General features: G+C 66.4%; 17 protein-coding genes, 2 tRNA genes and 2 pseudogenes. 12 read left to right on the top strand and 9 right to left on the bottom strand.

What is annotated here, in order from left to right; translation table 11 throughout:
- The 3 genes and pseudogenes from NI18_RS07255 to NI18_RS07245 form a co-directional block, all read right to left on the bottom strand.
- Positions 1–182, bottom strand: a pseudogene (locus NI18_RS07255) (glutamate 5-kinase); the annotation flags it as partial.
- 187 nt (positions 183–369) lie between these two features.
- Complete coding sequence (gene obgE / locus NI18_RS07250; RefSeq protein WP_037529084.1) at positions 370–1,416, bottom strand: GTPase ObgE; 1,047 nt, start codon at positions 1,414–1,416, stop codon at positions 370–372.
- Between the two features lie 65 nt (positions 1,417–1,481).
- A complete protein-coding gene (locus tag NI18_RS07245; protein WP_037529082.1) occupies positions 1,482–2,081 on the bottom strand; it encodes a TetR/AcrR family transcriptional regulator in 600 nt (199 codons plus the stop codon).
- Between the two features lie 33 nt (positions 2,082–2,114).
- Between NI18_RS07245 and NI18_RS07240 the strand changes: the two genes are divergently transcribed.
- Positions 2,115–3,014 (top strand): metal-dependent hydrolase, encoded by a 900-nt coding sequence (locus NI18_RS07240; protein WP_042467462.1) that lies wholly within the window; start codon positions 2,115–2,117, stop codon positions 3,012–3,014.
- A 203-nt stretch (positions 3,015–3,217) separates the two neighbouring features.
- On the opposite strand, the gene NI18_RS07235 is transcribed toward NI18_RS07240, so the two are convergent.
- From NI18_RS07235 to hspQ, 4 genes are all read right to left on the bottom strand, one after another.
- Positions 3,218–3,769, bottom strand: a complete 552-nt coding sequence (locus NI18_RS07235; RefSeq protein WP_183936251.1) for a GNAT family N-acetyltransferase — start codon at positions 3,767–3,769, stop codon at positions 3,218–3,220.
- A 174-nt stretch (positions 3,770–3,943) separates the two neighbouring features.
- The gene (gene rpmA, locus NI18_RS07230; RefSeq protein ID WP_031393730.1) at positions 3,944–4,234 is read right to left on the bottom strand and encodes a 50S ribosomal protein L27; all 291 of its coding nucleotides are present in this window, start codon (positions 4,232–4,234) and stop codon (positions 3,944–3,946) included.
- Between the two features lie 13 nt (positions 4,235–4,247).
- Complete coding sequence (rplU, locus tag NI18_RS07225; RefSeq protein ID WP_031393729.1) at positions 4,248–4,592, bottom strand: 50S ribosomal protein L21; 345 nt, start codon at positions 4,590–4,592, stop codon at positions 4,248–4,250.
- A gap of 173 nt (positions 4,593–4,765) precedes the next feature.
- The gene (gene hspQ / locus NI18_RS07220) at positions 4,766–5,200 is read right to left on the bottom strand and encodes a heat shock protein HspQ (protein WP_084215082.1); all 435 of its coding nucleotides are present in this window, start codon (positions 5,198–5,200) and stop codon (positions 4,766–4,768) included.
- 145 nt (positions 5,201–5,345) lie between these two features.
- Here hspQ and NI18_RS07215 point away from each other — a divergent pair.
- From NI18_RS07215 to NI18_RS07195, 5 genes are all read left to right on the top strand, one after another.
- A tRNA-Ser gene (locus tag NI18_RS07215) sits at positions 5,346–5,435 on the top strand.
- A 204-nt stretch (positions 5,436–5,639) separates the two neighbouring features.
- Complete coding sequence (locus NI18_RS07210) at positions 5,640–5,960, top strand: hypothetical protein (protein ID WP_037529079.1); 321 nt, start codon at positions 5,640–5,642, stop codon at positions 5,958–5,960.
- Positions 5,961–6,228: 268 nt separating this feature from the next.
- Positions 6,229–6,810: a hypothetical protein gene (locus NI18_RS24200; RefSeq protein ID WP_128082120.1), complete on the top strand. Its 582-nt coding sequence runs from the start codon at positions 6,229–6,231 to the stop codon at positions 6,808–6,810.
- A complete protein-coding gene (locus NI18_RS07200) occupies positions 6,776–7,177 on the top strand; it encodes a glycosyltransferase (protein WP_037529075.1) in 402 nt (133 codons plus the stop codon). The genes NI18_RS24200 and NI18_RS07200 overlap by 35 nt, the downstream gene beginning before the upstream one ends.
- On the top strand, positions 7,153–7,482 hold the full coding sequence (locus tag NI18_RS07195) for a glycosyltransferase (protein WP_084215081.1): 330 nt from the start codon (positions 7,153–7,155) through the stop codon (positions 7,480–7,482). The genes NI18_RS07200 and NI18_RS07195 overlap by 25 nt, the downstream gene beginning before the upstream one ends.
- 209 nt (positions 7,483–7,691) lie before the next feature.
- On the opposite strand, the gene NI18_RS07190 is transcribed toward NI18_RS07195, so the two are convergent.
- Both NI18_RS07190 and NI18_RS07185 read right to left on the bottom strand, forming a co-directional pair.
- Complete coding sequence (locus NI18_RS07190; RefSeq protein WP_084215080.1) at positions 7,692–8,774, bottom strand: cellulase family glycosylhydrolase; 1,083 nt, start codon at positions 8,772–8,774, stop codon at positions 7,692–7,694.
- A 254-nt stretch (positions 8,775–9,028) separates the two neighbouring features.
- Positions 9,029–9,102, bottom strand: a tRNA-Cys gene (locus NI18_RS07185).
- 181 nt (positions 9,103–9,283) lie between these two features.
- On the opposite strand from NI18_RS07185, the gene NI18_RS07180 reads away from it, so the two are divergent.
- The 6 genes and pseudogenes from NI18_RS07180 to NI18_RS07155 form a co-directional block, all read left to right on the top strand.
- Positions 9,284–10,546, top strand: a complete 1,263-nt coding sequence (locus tag NI18_RS07180; RefSeq protein ID WP_128082119.1) for a hypothetical protein — start codon at positions 9,284–9,286, stop codon at positions 10,544–10,546.
- 148 nt (positions 10,547–10,694) lie between these two features.
- Entirely contained in the window at positions 10,695–11,324 is a 630-nt protein-coding gene (locus NI18_RS07175) for a protein-L-isoaspartate O-methyltransferase (protein ID WP_037529093.1), read from the top strand.
- A gap of 8 nt (positions 11,325–11,332) precedes the next feature.
- Positions 11,333–12,861 (top strand): annotated as a pseudogene (locus tag NI18_RS07170) (TolC family outer membrane protein).
- A 432-nt stretch (positions 12,862–13,293) separates the two neighbouring features.
- Positions 13,294–13,632, top strand: coding sequence for a DUF2497 domain-containing protein (locus NI18_RS23110; RefSeq protein ID WP_306286270.1), 339 nt, complete (start codon positions 13,294–13,296; stop codon positions 13,630–13,632).
- A gap of 39 nt (positions 13,633–13,671) precedes the next feature.
- Positions 13,672–15,258: a histidine kinase famiy protein gene (locus NI18_RS07160; RefSeq protein ID WP_037529088.1), complete on the top strand. Its 1,587-nt coding sequence runs from the start codon at positions 13,672–13,674 to the stop codon at positions 15,256–15,258.
- A gap of 39 nt (positions 15,259–15,297) precedes the next feature.
- The coding region (locus NI18_RS07155; protein ID WP_128082118.1) for a valine--tRNA ligase at positions 15,298–16,834 on the top strand (1,537 nt) is incomplete at its 3' end.

Below are 16,834 nucleotides of genomic sequence, written 5' to 3'. Positions count from 1 at the left end.
CGCGCGAGCGCGATCGCGCCGGACGACACGATCGCGACCTGCTGCCCTTCACGGGTCCGCGCGGCGATGTCGGCGACGAGCCCGGCGAGCCAGTCGCGCCGGACACTGCCGTCGGGATCGACAAGCAGTGCCGAACCGATCTTCACGATCAGGCGGGGACAGGAGGACGGCGGAAACATCATTGGTCGACCCCGTAGGTCCTCCCCGTAGGTCGTCATAGCCTGCAACACCCTATCGTCATTCCCGCGGCGGCGGGAACCCATATTGGCTGGCCTCACCACCGAATCGCATACCCCTGAGGCTATGGATCCCCGCCTGCGCGGGGATGACGATGGCGTACATGATCGGGCTACGGAGCGGTTTTGAACGCTACAGCGGCGACCATGCGACCGGCTCTTCGCCCTCCGCCAGGTCCTTCGGCGCGCCCGGCGCGGGGCCGATCTCGCCGATCAGCTTGTCGAGCACGGCCTCCACACCGGCACCACTCGCGCCGGACATCGCCATCACCTCGGCGCCACTGGCCTCGGCCAGTTCGGCCGACAGCGCCGCGATCAGCTCGGCGTCGAGCATGTCGGTCTTGTTCAGCGCGACGATCACCTTCTTGTCGGTCAGCCCCTCGCCGTAATTGGCCAGTTCGTCGCGGACGATCCGGTAGGATTCGCCGACATCCGCATCGTTCGCGTCGACCAGATGCAGCAGCACGCGGCACCGCTCGATGTGCCCCAGGAACCGATCACCAATGCCTGCGCCCTCGGCCGCACCCTGGATCAGCCCGGGAATGTCCGCGACCACGAATTCGCGCTGCTTGTGGCGGACCACGCCCAGCTGCGGCCGGGTGGTGGTGAAGGCATATTCGCCGACCTTGGCCTGCGCGTTCGTGACCTGGTTGATGAAGGTCGACTTGCCCGCATTCGGCAGGCCGACGAGACCCGCATCGGCGAGCAGCTTCAGTCGCAGCCAGACCCAGGCCTCGCCGAACGGCCAGCCGGTGCCGTGCTGGCGCGGGGCGCGGTTGGTCGACGTCTTGTAGCTGGCGTTGCCACGGCCGCCATCGCCGCCGCGGAACAGCACTTCGCGCTGGCCGACTTGCGTGAAGTCGATCAGCACCTCTTCCTTGTCCTCCGACAGCACCTGCGTGCCGAGCGGAACGCGGATCACGAGGTCCTCGCCGCCCGCGCCGGTGCGGTTCGAGCCCGACCCGCCCGAGCCGCGCGGGGCACGGAAATGCTGTGTGTAGCGAAAGTCGATCAGCGTGTTCAGGCCGGCGATGCATTCGAACACGATGTCGCCGCCCTTGCCGCCATTGCCGCCATCGGGGCCGCCATATTCGATGAATTTCTCGCGGCGGAAGCTGACGGCACCGGGGCCGCCCTCACCCGAACGTACGTAGATCTTGGCTTGGTCTAGAAAATGCATCGCGCCCCATAGCGAAATTGGCGAAAATCGCCAGCCTCTGCGACTCGGGCCCTGGTCGGCGTTGCTCAGGCCGACGGGCAGGCGGCGGCGTCCTTGCTCGCGAGCAGCGCGTCGAGCGCGAGTTCGCGCGCCCTGGTCGCGGGCAGGCCGAGCGCGCGGGCCATCGGCGCGCCCATCAACGCGTCGCCCAGCGCCATCAGGACCAGCGTCAGCGTCTGGTCCTGGATCGGCTGGTCGCCGGGCATGTCGCCCTCGGCAAGTTCGTCGACCAGATCGTGGATCGCGGTGAGAATCGGGTCGAGCGCGTCGGTGTTGCCCGACAGGATCATCCAGCTCGCCAGCGCGCCCGCGCCGCCCTTGCCGAATGCGTCGAAGGTCATCTCGACCACCTCGCGCGGATCCAGCTCGCCCGCGCGGACACGCAGCACCGCGGCACCGATCGTGCCGACGATGTCCGCCGCCATCCGCGTGATCAGCGCGGTCTGCAGCGCCTCGGCCGAGCCGAAATGGTGGAGCAGATTGGCGTGCGTCCGCCCGATCCGGCCTGCAACCGCCTTCAACGTGACCGCGCTGGGACCGCTTTCGATCAGGAGCGCGCGCGCGGCCTCGACTGCGGCATCACGCGATTCGGTCGGGGATAGGCGCTTGCGGGGTGTTGACGTCACGAAATGAAAAACCTACTTACAACTGTGTCAGTAATGACGATCTGTCTCTGTTTGGAGGTTTCCGTGGCGAAAGCAACCACACCCGTCGATCTGACGATCACGCCGCGCGATCGTCGTTTTGGCCGGGGCGCGCCGATTCGCCGGTGGTGGCTGAACGACGATCCGATCGCGACGGCCTTTTACAACGCCTTGTCGGTCACCTTCCCCAAGGGCGAGGGCTATTTCGTCGACAGCGTTCGCCGGTTTCGCGACGGTACGCCGCCCAAGCTGACCGCCGAGATCAATGCGTTCATCAAGCAGGAGGTGATCCACACCCGCGAGCATGTCGCGTTCAACCGGCACGTCACCGACCAGGGGTATGACGTCGCGCCGTTGATCGCCGATGTCGACGCCGCGCTCGCACTGACCAAGGGGCGCCCGCCGATCGCGAGCCTCGCCGCGACGACCGCGCTCGAGCATTTCACCGCGATGCTCGCGCATGAACTGATCGCGAACCCCCGGCACCTCGCCGGCGGTGACCAGCAGGCGGCGGCGCTGTGGCAATGGCACGCCGCCGAGGAGATCGAGCATAAGGGCGTCGCCTATGACACCTGGCTGCACGCGACGCGCGACTGGCCGCGGTTCACGCGCTGGCGGGTCAAGTCGCTGGTGATGCTGATCACCACGTGGCGCTTCTTCACGGGGCGGGCGCGCGGCATGACCGAATTGCTGCGGCAGGACGGGCTGACGGGCCCGCGGATCTGGGCGCGGATGGCATGGTATGCGTTCGGCAACCCGGGCATGGCGCGCAAGATAGCGGGCGTGTGGGCCGCCTATTTCCTGCCCGGTTTCCATCCCTGGAAACACGACGACCGCGCGTTGATCGCGCTGGCCGAAAGTGATTATGAGGCGGCGGTGCTGCCGGTCGAGAAGCGGGCGGTGGCCACAGCCTGAGTTACGGTTGCGGCCTTTCCTATCCCTGGTCCTCCCGCGAAGTATGTGCGGCGAATACGTCGCCCAGCATTCCACCCCCGGCGGAGGCCGGGGCCCAGTTGGAAAGGTCGTAGTAGCGACACGATGACCGTAGTCAGCGACGTTCCCCAACTGGGCCCCGGCCTTCGCCGGGGTGGTGCAATTTCAAGGCCGGGATGCGCGAATCACGCCGCCATCGGCATCGGCGCACATCGGTCCTCATCGAGCACCAACTCGAACAGCACGGCCTGAGCCTCGCCGCCACGCCCGCGCGACGCCCGAGGCTCGACCCGCCCGGTCGGCCGGAAGCCAAGCTTGGCCAGGACGCGGCCGGACGCGGGATTGTCGACGAAATGGAACGCCTCGAGCCGCCGGAGCCCGAGCGCATGGCGGGCGATCGCGATCACCGCTTCGCCCGCCTCGGTCGCATAGCCGCGTCCCCAGGCATCGGGCGTCACCCAATAGCCGAGCTCATGGCCGTACCCGTCCGGCGATGCATGGATATCGATGCCGCCAACTAGTCGCGGCGCGCCGGGGTCGAGCGCGTCGATCAGGAAGCGCGGCTGATGCTCGCCGCGCGGCTGCGCCAGAAAGGCCGCCGCGTCGCCGAGTGAATAGGGCCAGGGTGCCCGCGTCAGCTTCGCGATCACGGCTTCGTGCCCGATCGCCTGCGTCAGCGCGGGCGCATCCTCGGGCCAGCCGGGCCGCAAGGTCAGTCTCTTCGTGCGCGCGAACATTGCTCTCTTCCTCTCGCGTCGTCGCTGCGCGCATGCCACGTCAGGATGACGGGACGCGACAGCCAAGGGGGAGGGAGCAATAAAAAAGGGAGCCGGGGTGACCCGTCTCCCTTGTTCAGGTTCGCTTTCGCGACCCGGGTCACCCTGGTGGGCAACCCGGATGGTTACCCGATGTTATTCGGCTGCAACTGCCATGTCGGCGGCATCATTCGCTGCCAGCTCGACCGAGCAGAACTTGCGACCAAGTTTGCCCTGGCTGAACACGACGCGGCCATCGACCAGCGCGAACAGCGTATGGTCCGTGCCGATGCCGACATTGGTGCCCGGATAGAACTTCGTCCCGCGCTGGCGCACGAGGATGTTGCCGGCAACGCATGCCTGGCCACCGAACTTCTTCACGCCGAGACGACGACCGGCTGAATCGCGACCGTTGCGCGAAGAGCCGCCTGCTTTCTTATGTGCCATCTGAAGCTACTCCTTATGCCTGAGCGGCCGGGGCGTCAGCCTCGGTCTGCTTGGCGGTCTGGCCGCCGACGGACACGATCTTCAGGATCGTGTGCTGCTGGCGATGGCCGTTCTTGCGACGATAGTTGTGACGACGACGCTTCTTGAAGACGATGACCTTGTCCGCCTTCGCCTGAGCGATGATCTCTGCAGCGACGGTGAAACCCTCGACCGAGCGCAGTTCCGAGCCTTCGCCCGCCAACAGCACATCACCCAGCGTCACCGACGCACCTGCATCGCCCTCGATCTTTTCGACGACGATCTTATCTCCGGCGGCGACGCGATACTGCTTGCCGCCCGTGCGCACGACTGCGAACATGGCCCTTGTCACTTTCCAAATACATGTGCCCCACGAACGCAGGGTCCGCCGGGAGAAGCCGGGGAGCTAAGCGAGGGGCGTGACGATGTCAACCAAGAAGGGCCATTGCGGGGGGGCTAAAACATCGCGGGCTCTGGCCGGAGCCGCGTCAGGGCGCCGCTCCCGGCAGGCGATCAGTGCCGGTGGACGGCGCGCAGCGTGTAGCGACCATCGGCAAAGTCGGTGAACAATCCGGCGATGCCCGGATGGTCGACCGGCTCGTCGCCCGCGTCGGATACCAGATTCTGCTGGCTGACATAGGCGACGTAGCTCGACTCGCGATTCTCGGCGAGTAGATGATAGAAAGGCTGGTCCTTCTTCGGCCGCATCTGTTCGGGGATCGCCTCGTACCATTCATCGGTATTGGCGAAGACAGGATCCACGTCGAACACGACCCCGCGGAAATCGAACAGGCGGTGCCGGACGATGTCGCCGATCGAGAAATTCGCATGGACGATCGGCGGGGCGACGACCTCGACCGACGCCGCCGGTGCCGGCTCGGACGAGAGGGCATCGGACGCGGCGATGTCGGGGGTGGCGGGGTCGATGGGGATGTCGTGGCGGGGCATGGCGACAATTTAAGCGCTGTTTCGCGACGCACAAGCCGGGCCGCTCGTGATTGCAAAAACCCTCTTGCACTGCGGCAAGGTCTGATTTAGAGGCCCGCCCTCGACCGATCGGAGGCGCTGCTTGCAGCACTTCGGATGACCTTGCGGAGAGGTGGCAGAGTGGTCGAACGTACCGCACTCGAAATGCGGCGTACCCGCGAGGGTACCGTGGGTTCGAATCCCACCCTCTCCGCCATTTACCTTGCGCCATGTGGATCAAAGAGATCCCTGGCCCCCGCGCCGGGGCCGCGCACCTCTCTATAGCTATCGTCCGATGACCCGCTGCTGTGGACAGCGCATTCATGTGCTCAGAGCAGTAGGCGCGGGACGACAGTCGGGGAGGGGGTGCGTTGTCTCCCATGCCCGTCCCGGCCAAGGCCCCCTCCAGATCGAGACCGCGATGCGTACGTTCCTTCTGAACATCCTGCTGGCGGCCGGGCTGGTGGCCCTGGCGGTCCTTTCGCGGTTCATGCTGCTCGATACCTATTCCCGCTGGCAGATCGCGGCGTTCTGGCTGCTGGCGGCGCTGCTCGAATGGGGCGTCAAACCGCGGATCGGTCTGAAAGCACGCTGGCTGACCGCGCTCGCGACCGCGATCGCGACGACGCTGGCGATCCTCGCCGTGCGCTGGCACGTCGAAGGGCTGTGCCCGCACACCTGGCCGCAATGCGCGTCCTATCCGTTCTGGCGTGTCGTCCTGCACCTGATCCAGCGCGCATAGACCGGACGTGCGCCCCGGTATCGCCAAAGCAACGCCGGAAGCGTGGCCCGACGGCAACAAGTCCCGATAAAGTACAGGGATCGCGGATAGACCCGCAATTTTTCGTGGAGAAATTCTTCTGTATCCGCCTAGGCGTTGAATTGCTTGAACTCGCCTGTGTGCTGGCTCGGCGTGAACCGCATCGACGGCGCTCGTAAGCAATGCTGCATTGCCCAGTGGCGTCGCCAGTCCGGTTTCATCATTCGTTCAATATACCGGGCGGCACGTCATGAAGATTGCTTTCTTTCTTTCGAACTATCCCGTTCTTTCGGAAACGTTCGTCGTTCGTCAGATCAGGGGTATGATCGACCTCGGGCATCAGGTTACGATCATTACCGGCCAGCATGATCTTTCTGTCGATGATCCACTATCCGGTGCCGCGCGTATCGTCTCCGTTCGCGCGAATACAGGAGGCTCATCGCCGATCGCGCATTTGCTGAAAAAGTCGGCTCGACTTCTGCTTGGCGCGCAATCCGGCAAGAGCCGACGGCGAATTCGCGCAGGACTTACTGGCTTGCGCGATGGAATTGTCGCGCCGATCGTCGATATTCTCAGTGTCGGCGAACAGGGACTTGGTCATTTCGATGCCATCATCGCGCATTTCGGTCCCGCGGGCGTGCGGGCCATGTATCTGCGCGATGCCGGTCTGATCTCGGGCCCGATCGCCACAGTCTTTCATGGTCTTGACGTGACCGAGCATAGTCTCGTCAAAAAAATTCCTGCCGCATTACCGCCGCCTCTTCACCCAGACCGAATCACTGCTTCCGATCAGCGAGTTGTGGAAGAAGAAGCTGATCGGCTGGGGTGCTGACCCGGCGATGATCACGGTTCACCGGATGGGGGTCGACGTCAGCGACTTTCCGATGCCGCAGCCACGCCGCGGCGCTGCCGGGCCATTGCGGCTGCTGACGACGGCGCGCTTCGTCCAGAAAAAGGGGCTGATCTACGCGATCAATGCCATGTGCGCGGCGCCGGGCGACTCGCATCTGTCGATCATCGGCTACGGGCCGCTGGAGAAGGAACTGCGCGAGGCTGCTGCGGCCTGTCCTGCGCGCGTGACGTTCCTCGGCAAGATCCCGCACCGCGAGGTGCTTGCGGAACTCAAGCGGTCCGACGTGTTCCTGCTGCCGTCCGTCTCGCCGACAATGGCGACATGGAAGGCATTCCCGTGTCGCTGATGGAGGCCATGGCGCTCGGCGTCATCACCGTCTCCACCTGGCATAGCGGCATCCCGGAACTCATCGACGACGGCGTCGAGGGCTTTCTGGTCGAGGAGCGCAATGCCGGACAGATCGCCGACATCATAACGACAATCGAATCGGGGGAGGTGGATCTGGCGAGCATGCGGGTGGCGGCACGCGCCAAGATCGAGCGCGAATTCGACAATCGGGAGCTCGATACCAGACTCGAGCAGATTGCGTTCGCGCTCGCCGGCATCGTTCCGGCGACGGAGCCGGTGCGCGTGGCGGAAGCGGTGTCCTGATGCTCATCTGCTGGCATCGCCTCGGCGAATGGCGCGTTGTTTCAGTGGATGAGGCCGGTGGCGAGACTTGGGTGCGGCAATGCAAGAAGTGCGCATACTCCCAATCGCGCTTTTCCTTCGGGAGACGGCCGCACCAGCGGTGATGCCGCCGTCCCGAAATTGGGTATCGTAAGTCCGATTTTATCCTGCCCGGCCACAACCGCGCGGGGTCAGCGGCCGAGCAGGCGGTCGAGATAGGCGTCCTTGTGCTTGGGGCCGAAACTGCCCTTTTTCGGCTCGATCTTGAACAGATACCGCTCGTTCCAGGCCGCGCCACCGCCCCACCAGGTCACGCCGACGACCGTATCGGCATTGGTTTTGAGATAGGCGATCGCCGCTGCGCCTGCCGCCTCGCAGCTCGGCGGTATCGCCCCAGCGCGTCCGAACGCCGATTCGGTGATGATCCCCTTCAACCCGCGCGCCCGCAGCTCGGACGCGAAATTGTCATAGCCCGGCGTCCCCGTGCAGCTCGGCTGGGTTCCGCTCGACCCCTTGTCGAAATAGCGGTGCCCGTTGATGATGGTTAGGCCTAGCGGATCCTTCAGCCCGCCCGCGCGGTCGAGGGCGACCAGCGCGCTTTCGGACGGCTTGGCGGCGTCCTCGCGCTTGCGCAGCCGGAAGGTGGCGGACGACCCGGGATATTCCGGCGCGATGACATTGCGGATCCCCGCAGCGCGCAGGCCCGCGATGATCTGGTTGGTATCGCGCGCCCATTGATCCCAGTCGTTGGTCAGCACCGGATCGTCGAAATGCCTCGGCTCGTTCATCGGGTCGATGATGATCCGGTCGGATCGCGGCATGCTCGCCATCAGCGACGTCCAGAACGCGACCTGTTCGGATACCGATGGCCAGCTATAGTCGTGACGATCGAGCACGACATAGGCACCGCGGTCGAGCGCAGCCCGCGTCGCTGCCACCAATTTCCTGCGGATCGCGGGGTCCGCCATCTGCGGTCCCTTGAACGGCAGGCGGACCATCGTGAACCCCTTGTCGAGATAGGCGCGGACCGACGCCGGCGTCGGGCAGAGCGTACCGTCGGCGACAAAGCTGCACCCGGCAATGTTCACACCGAAGACGGGGCCCCTGATACGGACGTTGGTGCTCGCGCTGGATCTGACGGGCGCGTTTGCTTTTTGGGGTGCGGGGGGCGGCTGCATGCGCTGCGGGGAGGGCGCGGCCGAGGCCGGACAGCCCAGTCCGGCGGCGGCGATGGCAAGGCCGACAAGGCCGGCGGCGATCGATGGTCGGGTCATGACATGTACCTGGCGAATAAGGGTGAAAGCGAATCGGTCGCGCTTCGGATCCGCCTCCCTATCATCGAATGTCGGGATGCCTGGCGTCGATCAGGGGCCGGGGTCTGACGCCGCGAGGGCCGCGTTATCGCGGGGAAGTGTCCCTGGATAGAGCTCATGCCTGGCGAAGCGCCGTCCAGATCCGCGCACATCACACCGCCGAACGCGAACGCCGCAGTGCATCGCTTGATGTGGCGACGATTAGGATATGAAACTGGAGGCCCGACCGGGAATCGAACCCGGGTGCGAGGATTTGCAGTCCTCTACGTCACCACTCCGCCATCGGGCCTCGATGCGGAGCGCGCAAATGCGGGCTTTTGTGCGGCGGGTCAACCGGGCGATCGCGTTTGTGGGCTAAAATAGTCGTGGGGTGTGCCACGGCGGTGCGGTGCCGAGTGGGGGACGGCTTGCACGTCGGCGATGGATTGGGCACGATACGGTCCAATCCCTGGCTTCATATGGAGTGTCTTTTGGACGTGATGCAGGTGTCCGGGGGAACGAACCGCGCAGGGCTGGCGCCCGATGTCTTCGCGATGCCCGCGGGGATGGCGATCCGATATGACCAGCCCTGCGACGCGCTCACCGACCTCATCACCGGCTACCATGTCTATCGCGCGACCGGTCCGGCCAGCATCGGCCAGGTCAACCGCTTCCTGCCGGGGACGGCCAATGTCCGGTTCGCGTTCGAGGCGGGGCCGATCAGCGTGGCGATCGGCCGGCGGACCTTCGGCCCCCTGCCGGCGGCGACGCTGTACGGCCCGACGGGGACCGCGCTGAAGGCGACGACCAATGGCGGCATCATGATCGGGTTCGGGGTCAGCGCGCTGGCCTGGAGCCGGTTGTTCACCCGGTCGGCGGCGGAGTATCGCGACCGGATCGTGCCGCTTGCCGACGCGCTCGGGCCGGTGGCGACCCAGCGTCTGACGAGCGCGCTGCGGGCGGCCGAACGCGATGATCAGGTCGCGCCGATCCTCGATGCCATCCTGTGCGACCTGCTCGGGCCGCCGCACCGCGAATCCGCGACGATCCGGCAGCTCACCCGGCTGATCGGGCAGGACGGCGGCGATGACGTCGCCGCGGTCGCGGGCAAGCTCGCGATCAGCCCCGACACGCTGCGGCGGCTGGCGGTGCGTCATTTCGGATTCACCCCCAAGATGCTGCTGCGGCGCGCGCGGTTCCTGCGCTCGTTCCTGCGCGTGTTCCGGACGCCTGGCGGCACCGACTATTCGGCGATCGACCCGAGCTATTTCGACGTGTCGCATTTCCTGCGCGACGCCGGCACGTTTCTCGGGATGACGCCGCGGCGGTTCATGGCGATGAGCACGCCGTTTCTCGCGCGAGCGTCCGCGCGCGCGCCGCGGTGCTCGGCGCGCCGACCCAGGCGCTGCAGGTTCCCGCCGAAACGAGCGAGCGGATCATCAACGCGGTGCCCGCCCGCCGGGCACCTAGGATCGATCCCGCCCGTGATTCCACGCCCACCCCCGTCATCGACCCGGCGGAAATTCCGATGCCCGATCAGGCGCGCCCGTGCTAGGCGCCTGAGCGAGGTGTTGCCGCATTCTGCGTGCGCCCTCGGCGTCCCGCCCGCGGCATTTCGGTGTCACACGGGCGGGCGGGGCGCCCTAGTCCCGGCATCCGGCCCCTGTGCCATTCCGACCTCTGTGCCGTTCCGAGCCGGGCCGTCTCGCGCGATTCGCGACAGGTCGCTTGGCGCGACGCTGGCGGCACGGTAGAGATTGACGCAAGCGAACAAGTGTATTGCGCAACTAAAACAGCTGTGCGACAGGATGGACCATGACGACGATCAGCCTCGATACGAACTCCACTACCCGCACGCGTGCGGCTGTCGGCACGTCCGACGGCGGTCCCGACTTCGCGGTCATGCGTCACGCCATGGTGGCCAGCCAGCTGCGCACCAACGCGGTCAGTGACCAGCGCGTCGTCGCAGCGATGGCGCGGGTGCCGCGCGAGGCGTTCGTGCCTGACGATGTCCGGTCGATCGCCTATCGCGACGCGCCGATCCCGCTCGGCGGCGGTCGTTACGCCAACCTGCCGATGGCGACCGGCCGGTTGCTCACCGAGGCCTATCTGACCGCCACCGACCGGGTCCTGCTGATCGGCGCTGCGACGGGCTACACTGCCGCGGTTCTCGCCGAGATCGTCGGTACGGTGGTCGCGGTCGATAGCGATGCGGCCTTGCTCGGCACCGCGCGCGACGCGCTGGGCGCCACGCCGACGGTCGAACTGGTCGAGGGGCCGATGGCACAGGGCCATGCCGCGGGCGCGCCCTATGACGTGCTCGTCATCGACGGCGCGGTCGAGGCGATCCCCGACACGCTGGTGGCGCAGATCCGGTCGGGCGGCCGCATCGTCGCCGGGATCGCGGATCGCGGCGTGACCCGGCTCGCATCGGGACGAAAGACCGATGGCGGCTTTGCACTCGCGGCGTTCGTCGATGTCGAGTGCGTGACGCTGCCGGGTTTCGAAACACCCAAACCCTTCAAGTTCTGAGGCACATCATGCCGCGCGCCGCTCAAGTCCGCCGTCTGCTCTCGGGTGTTGCGCTGCTATACAGCGCTGCACCGGTCCATGCGGAGACGCTCCGCGAGGCGCTGGTCAAGGCCTATACGACCAACCCGACGATCACGGCGCAGCGCGCGACGCTGCGTGCGACCGACGAGAATGTCCCGATCGCGCGTGCCTCAGGGTTGCCTTCGGCGAATGCGACCGGCGATTACACCGAGTTCGTCGTGACCGCCGCGAACAGCTTCATCGCCTTGCCGCGTCAGGTCGTTGCTCGCGCGAACGTCTCCGTGCCGCTCTATCAGGGCGGGCAGGTGCGCAACTCGGTCGCCGCGGCCAAGACGCGGGTCGAGGCGGGCCGCGCGACGCTGCGCGGTACCGAGGCCGATCTGTTCACCAACGTCGTCGGCGCCTATATGGACGTGATCCGCGACGAGGCGATCGTCGGCCTGAACACGCAGAATGTTCGCGTGCTCGACATCAATCTCCAGGCCAGCCGCGACCGGTTTCAGGTCGGCGACTTGACCCGCACCGATGTCGCCCAGTCCGAGGCACGGCTTGCGCTCGCGCGGGCGCAGCTCCAGTCGGCCGAGCGCAGCTGATCACCAGCCGGGAAAACTATATCCGCTTTGTCGGCACGCCCGCCGGCACGCTCGATACGCCGCCGACCCTCCCGCATCTGCCCGACAGCCCCGCCCTGGCGGTGACGGTAGCGATCGACAATAATCCCGTGCTGATCGCGGCGGCGAAGGAACGCGACGCGACACGGTACGATGTCGGTGTCGCGCGGGCGAGCCGCCTGCCGCAGATCAGTGCGACCGGCGGCGCCAGCTACACCAACTATCTCGGATCGGCATCGACGACCGACGGCAGCATCAACACCTTTCCCAATGCGAACAAGGCGGTACAGGCTGGCCTGTCGCTGACGATGCCGCTGTTCCAGGGCGGTCGTCCCGCCGCGCAGGTCCGCCAGGCCGAGGCGTTTCAAAGCCGCGCGATCGAGAATGTCACCGCCGCCGAGCGCAATGTGATCGCGCAGGCGCGCTCGGCCTATGCCGTCTGGCGTTCGTCGGAACAGGTGATCCAGTCGTCCGAAACCGCGGTCAACGCGAACAAGCTCAGCCTCGAGGGTGTCCGGGCGGAGAACAGCGTCGGCACACGCACGATCCTCGACATCCTCAACGCCGAGCAGGAGCTGCTCAACAGCCAGGTCACGCTCGTGACGGCGCGGCGCGACGCCTATGTCGCGGGCTTCGCGCTGCTCGCGGCGATGGGGCAGGCGGAGGCGCGCGACCTCGGCCTCGACGGCGGCGTGTTGTACGATCCGGTCGCCAATTACGACCGCGTCCACAAGAAGATATGGGACTGGGGCGGTGATGGCGAGCCGGTGCCGGTCGCGACGCGTACCGTCCAGTCGCCCACGCAGGACGCCGCCGTACGCCGTGAACTTGACCCGTTGCTCGACAGCCCGGTTGACAGGAACCCGGCATTGACGACAGGTAAGGATGCGCCGAGCCGCCAATAGGGGCGCGTGGGGCGACGGGGTTTGGAATGGTCCGTATGGGGGATATCAGCGCGGAGCCGTCGATGGAGGAAATCCTCTCGTCGATCAAACGCATCATTGCCGAAGAAGGCGACGGCATGCCGAGCCGCCAGCGGCGCCACCAGCGGGCGATGCCCGCATCGGCGGCCACCGATTATGCGGCCGATTACGACGACGACGCGATCGACGACGATGAAATCCTCGAACTGAGCGACCCGATGCCGATGGTTGACCGCACCCCCCGCCCGCCGAAATCGCCGGTGCTGACCTCGGTCGACGCCGCGCCGGAACCACGCCAGGCGCCGCCGCGCAGCCAGCCCCAGCCTCATGTCGCACCGCATGTCGCGCCCACAGCCTCTCATGCGCCCCCAGCAGCATGCTCCGCAGCCTGCAGAAGAGCCGGCCCAGCCGATCATGTCGCGCGAAACCGCGGCGGCGACGCGTGCGCCGCTCGAGGCGCTGACGCGGATGATGGTCAAGCCCGAGGGAAGCAGCGACGGCACACTCGAGGGTCTGGTCCGCGAGATGCTGCGCCCGATGCTGCGCGAATGGATCGACGCGAACCTGCCCGACATGGTCGAGGACATGGTCGCGCGTGAGATCGCCAAGATCATGAACCAGCAGCCTGACCGGGCCGGCCGCAGCGTTTCGCGCTGCGGCCTGTATCGGGACCCGGCCGACCTGCGACGATCGGACGATGCTCGCCGGGTCCTGGTCCAAACGACTGTAATGTCACGACGAGCGGAACCGTGACGGTTCCGCTATGGTTGTTGGCAAATGTCCGATCACAGCGTGTCCGAGCCTGAAATCCCCGCCCGTCTCGCCGCTCAGGGCGTCCGGGGCGATATCGCGCCGGCCGATGCCAGCAGCGACATCTTCTTCGCGGCGGTGCGGACCACGCGAATGCCGATGGTGGTGACCGACCCGCATCGGCCCGACAATCCGATCATCTTCTGCAACGATGCCTTCTCGTTCATGACCGGCTATTCGCAGGACGAGATCCTGGGCTATAATTGCCGCTTCCTGCAGGGCCCCGAGACCGACCGCACGGTCGTCGGCGAATTACGCGCCGCGATCGCCAAGCGTGAGGAAGTCTCGGTCGAGATGCTCAACTATCGCAAGAACGGCTCGACCTTCTGGAACGCGCTCTACGTCTCGCCCGTGTTCGGCGACGACGGCGAGCTGCGCTATTTCTTCGCGAGCCAGCTGGACATCTCGCGCCGCCGCGAGGCGGAGGAGGCGCTGCACGAGGCGCAGCGGATGGAGGCGGTCGGCAAGCTGACCGGAGGGATTGCGCACGACTTCAACAATCTGCTGCAGGTCATCCAGGGCTATGCCGACATCCTCGACGCGCGGATCGACGCGGGCGATCGATCCGCGCGGCGGGCGGTCGATGCGATCTCGACCTCGGCCTCGCGCGCGGCGACGCTCACGCAACAGCTGCTCGCCTTTGCGCGCAAGCAGGAATTGCGCGACCGGTTGATGAATCTCAACCAGCTGCTGGGCGATTTTCGGCCAATTCTCGACCGCAGCATCGGCAGTGGAATCACGCTGAAGCGCGACCTGGCGACCGATCTGTGGAATTGCCGCGTCGATCCGGTGCAGGCCGAGATGGCGCTGCTCAACATCATCGCCAATGCCCGCGACGCGCTCGACGGCACGGGCGAGATTACGATCACGACGCGCAACGCCGTCCTTCCCGAGGATGGCGGTGTCGCGAGGCTGGAGCCCGGCGAATATGTCGTCCTGAGCATTCGCGACAACGGGCCGGGGATCGATCCCGGGACCGTCGATAAGATCTTCGAACCCTTTTTCACGACGAAGGAGATGGGCAAGGGTGCCGGGCTGGGTCTCGCGATGGTCTACGGATTCGTGCGCCAGTCGGGCGGCCTTGCGACGGTGCGCAACCTCAGCGGGGGCGGTGCCGAATTCTCGCTCTACTTCCCGCGTGCGAGCGGCGCGGTCGAGCGCAAGACGGCGGGGCCGATCGCACCCCATGCGGGCGGCGCCGAGCGCGTGCTGATGGTCGAGGATCAGCGCGAAGTGGGCGAGCTGGGGCGGACGATCCTCGAGGATCTCGGCTATGACGTCGTCCTGGTCAACAGCGCGCGCGCCGCGCTGGACACGCTCCGTCAGGACTCCGAATTCCGCCTGCTGTTCACCGATATCCTGATGCCCGGCGGCATGAACGGCGTCACGCTGGCCCAGTCGGTGCGGCGCGACTATCCGCACACCGCGGTGCTGCTGACGACGGGCTTTGCCGACGAGGCGATCGACGAGGGCAGCCGGTCGTTCGAACTGATCCGCAAACCCTATCGGCGGAATGAGTTGAACGACCGGATCCGGGCGGTGCTCGACAAGCCGGGGGCGCGGACGTGAGGCTGGTCTAGCCCGGACACGCTCGCTAAGGCACGGGGTATGAGCGAGCTTCCCAAAACCTTCGACCCCGCCTCCATCGAATCGCGCTGGTACGCGCATTGGGAGGCCAGCGGCCAGTTCCGCCCCGACCGCCCGAACGCGGAACCCTGGACGATCGTCAACCCGCCGCCCAACGTCACCGGCAGCCTGCATATCGGCCATGCGCTCGACAACACGCTGCAGGACATCCTGACGCGCCACGCCCGCCTCAAGGGCAAGGACGCGCTCTGGGTGGTCGGCACCGATCACGCCGGCATCGCGACGCAAATGGTCGTCGAGCGCCAGATGGGCGCGATGACCCCGCCGCAGAAGCGCACCGACCTGTCGCGCGAGGATTTCATCGCCAAGGTCTGGGCGTGGAAGGAAGAGAGCGGCGGCGAGATCACGCAGCAGCTCCGCCGCTTGGGCTGTTCGATGGACTGGGCGAACGAGCGCTTCACGATGGACGAGGGCTTTTCGAAGGCCGTCCTCAAGGTGTTCGTTGACCTGCACAAGCAGGGGCTGCTCTACCGCGACAAGCGCCTGGTGAACTGGGATCCGGGCCTCGGCACCGCGATCAGCGACCTCGAGGTCGAGACGCGCGAGATCAAGGGCAGCTTCTGGCACCTGCGCTATCCGCTCGCCGACGGATCGGGGTTCATCGAGGTCGCGACGACGCGGCCCGAGACGATGCTCGCCGACATGGCGGTCGCGGTGAACGCGTCGGACGCGCGCTACACCGCGCTGATCGGCAAGCAGGTGAAGCTGCCGATCACCGGCCGACTGATCCCGATCATCGCCGACGACCATGCAGATCCCGAGCTCGGATCGGGCGCGGTGAAGATCACGCCGGGGCATGACTTCAACGATTTCGAGGTCGGCAAGCGCGCCGGCATGGCCGCGGGCGCGATGCTCAACATGCTCGATGCCAAGGCGCGCGTCGTGCAAGTGACCGACGGGCTGATCCCCGCCGACCTGCTCGGGCTGACGACCGCGGAGGCGCGGAAAGCCGTCGTCGCGCAGCTGAAGGCCGAGGGCTTCCTGATCGCGCATCTCGACAAGGACGGCGTCGAGCACGACGCCGAGCCGCGCACGATCCAGACGCCGTACGGCGATCGCTCGGGCGTGGTGATCGAGCCGTGGCTGACCGACCAATGGTATGTCGACGCCAAAACGCTCGCCCAGCCCGCGATCGAGGCGGTGCGCGTCGGCGCGATCGATATCGTGCCGAAGACCTGGGAGAAGACGTTCTTCAACTGGATGGAGAACATCCAGCCCTGGTGCGTGTCGCGGCAGCTGTGGTGGGGGCATCAGATCCCGGCATGGTTCGGGCCCGACGGTACGCCGTACGTGGCTGAAACCGAGGCCGAAGCGCAGGCGCTCGCCGGCGCGGGCGTGACGCTGGTGCGCGATCCGGACGTGCTCGACACATGGTTCTCCTCCGCGCTCTGGCCTTTCGCAACGCTAGGCTGGGACGGCACTTCTTACCCCTCCCCTTCAGGGGAGGGGCAAGGGGTGGGGCCGTCCCATCTCATCGAGACCGACGCGCGCGGGGGCG

The sequence above is a fragment of the Sphingomonas sp. Ant20 genome, from assembly GCF_000783375.1.
GTDB classification, from domain to species: domain Bacteria; phylum Pseudomonadota; class Alphaproteobacteria; order Sphingomonadales; family Sphingomonadaceae; genus Sphingomonas; species Sphingomonas aerolata.
The sequence above is the reverse complement of the archived record's forward strand: the minus strand, read 5'-3'. Positions and strand labels throughout refer to the sequence as shown.

Coding starts and splice junctions, on each gene's coding strand:
- obgE (WP_037529084.1), bottom strand. CDS start 1,416: ATGCATTTTCTAGACCAAGCCAAGATCTACGTACGTTCGGGTGAGGGC.
- NI18_RS07240 (WP_042467462.1), top strand. CDS start 2,115: ATGACGATCTGTCTCTGTTTGGAGGTTTCCGTGGCGAAAGCAACCACA.
- NI18_RS07235 (WP_183936251.1), bottom strand. CDS start 3,769: ATGTTCGCGCGCACGAAGAGACTGACCTTGCGGCCCGGCTGGCCCGAG.
- rpmA (WP_031393730.1), bottom strand. CDS start 4,234: ATGGCACATAAGAAAGCAGGCGGCTCTTCGCGCAACGGTCGCGATTCA.
- rplU (WP_031393729.1), bottom strand. CDS start 4,592: ATGTTCGCAGTCGTGCGCACGGGCGGCAAGCAGTATCGCGTCGCCGCC.
- hspQ (WP_084215082.1), bottom strand. CDS start 5,200: ATGCCCCGCCACGACATCCCCATCGACCCCGCCACCCCCGACATCGCC.
- NI18_RS07210 (WP_037529079.1), top strand. CDS start 5,640: ATGCGTACGTTCCTTCTGAACATCCTGCTGGCGGCCGGGCTGGTGGCC.
- NI18_RS24200 (WP_128082120.1), top strand. CDS start 6,229: ATGAAGATTGCTTTCTTTCTTTCGAACTATCCCGTTCTTTCGGAAACG.
- NI18_RS07195 (WP_084215081.1), top strand. CDS start 7,153: ATGGAAGGCATTCCCGTGTCGCTGATGGAGGCCATGGCGCTCGGCGTC.
- NI18_RS07190 (WP_084215080.1), bottom strand. CDS start 8,774: ATGACCCGACCATCGATCGCCGCCGGCCTTGTCGGCCTTGCCATCGCC.
- NI18_RS07175 (WP_037529093.1), top strand. CDS start 10,695: ATGCGTCACGCCATGGTGGCCAGCCAGCTGCGCACCAACGCGGTCAGT.
- NI18_RS23110 (WP_306286270.1), top strand. CDS start 13,294: ATGTCGCGCGAAACCGCGGCGGCGACGCGTGCGCCGCTCGAGGCGCTG.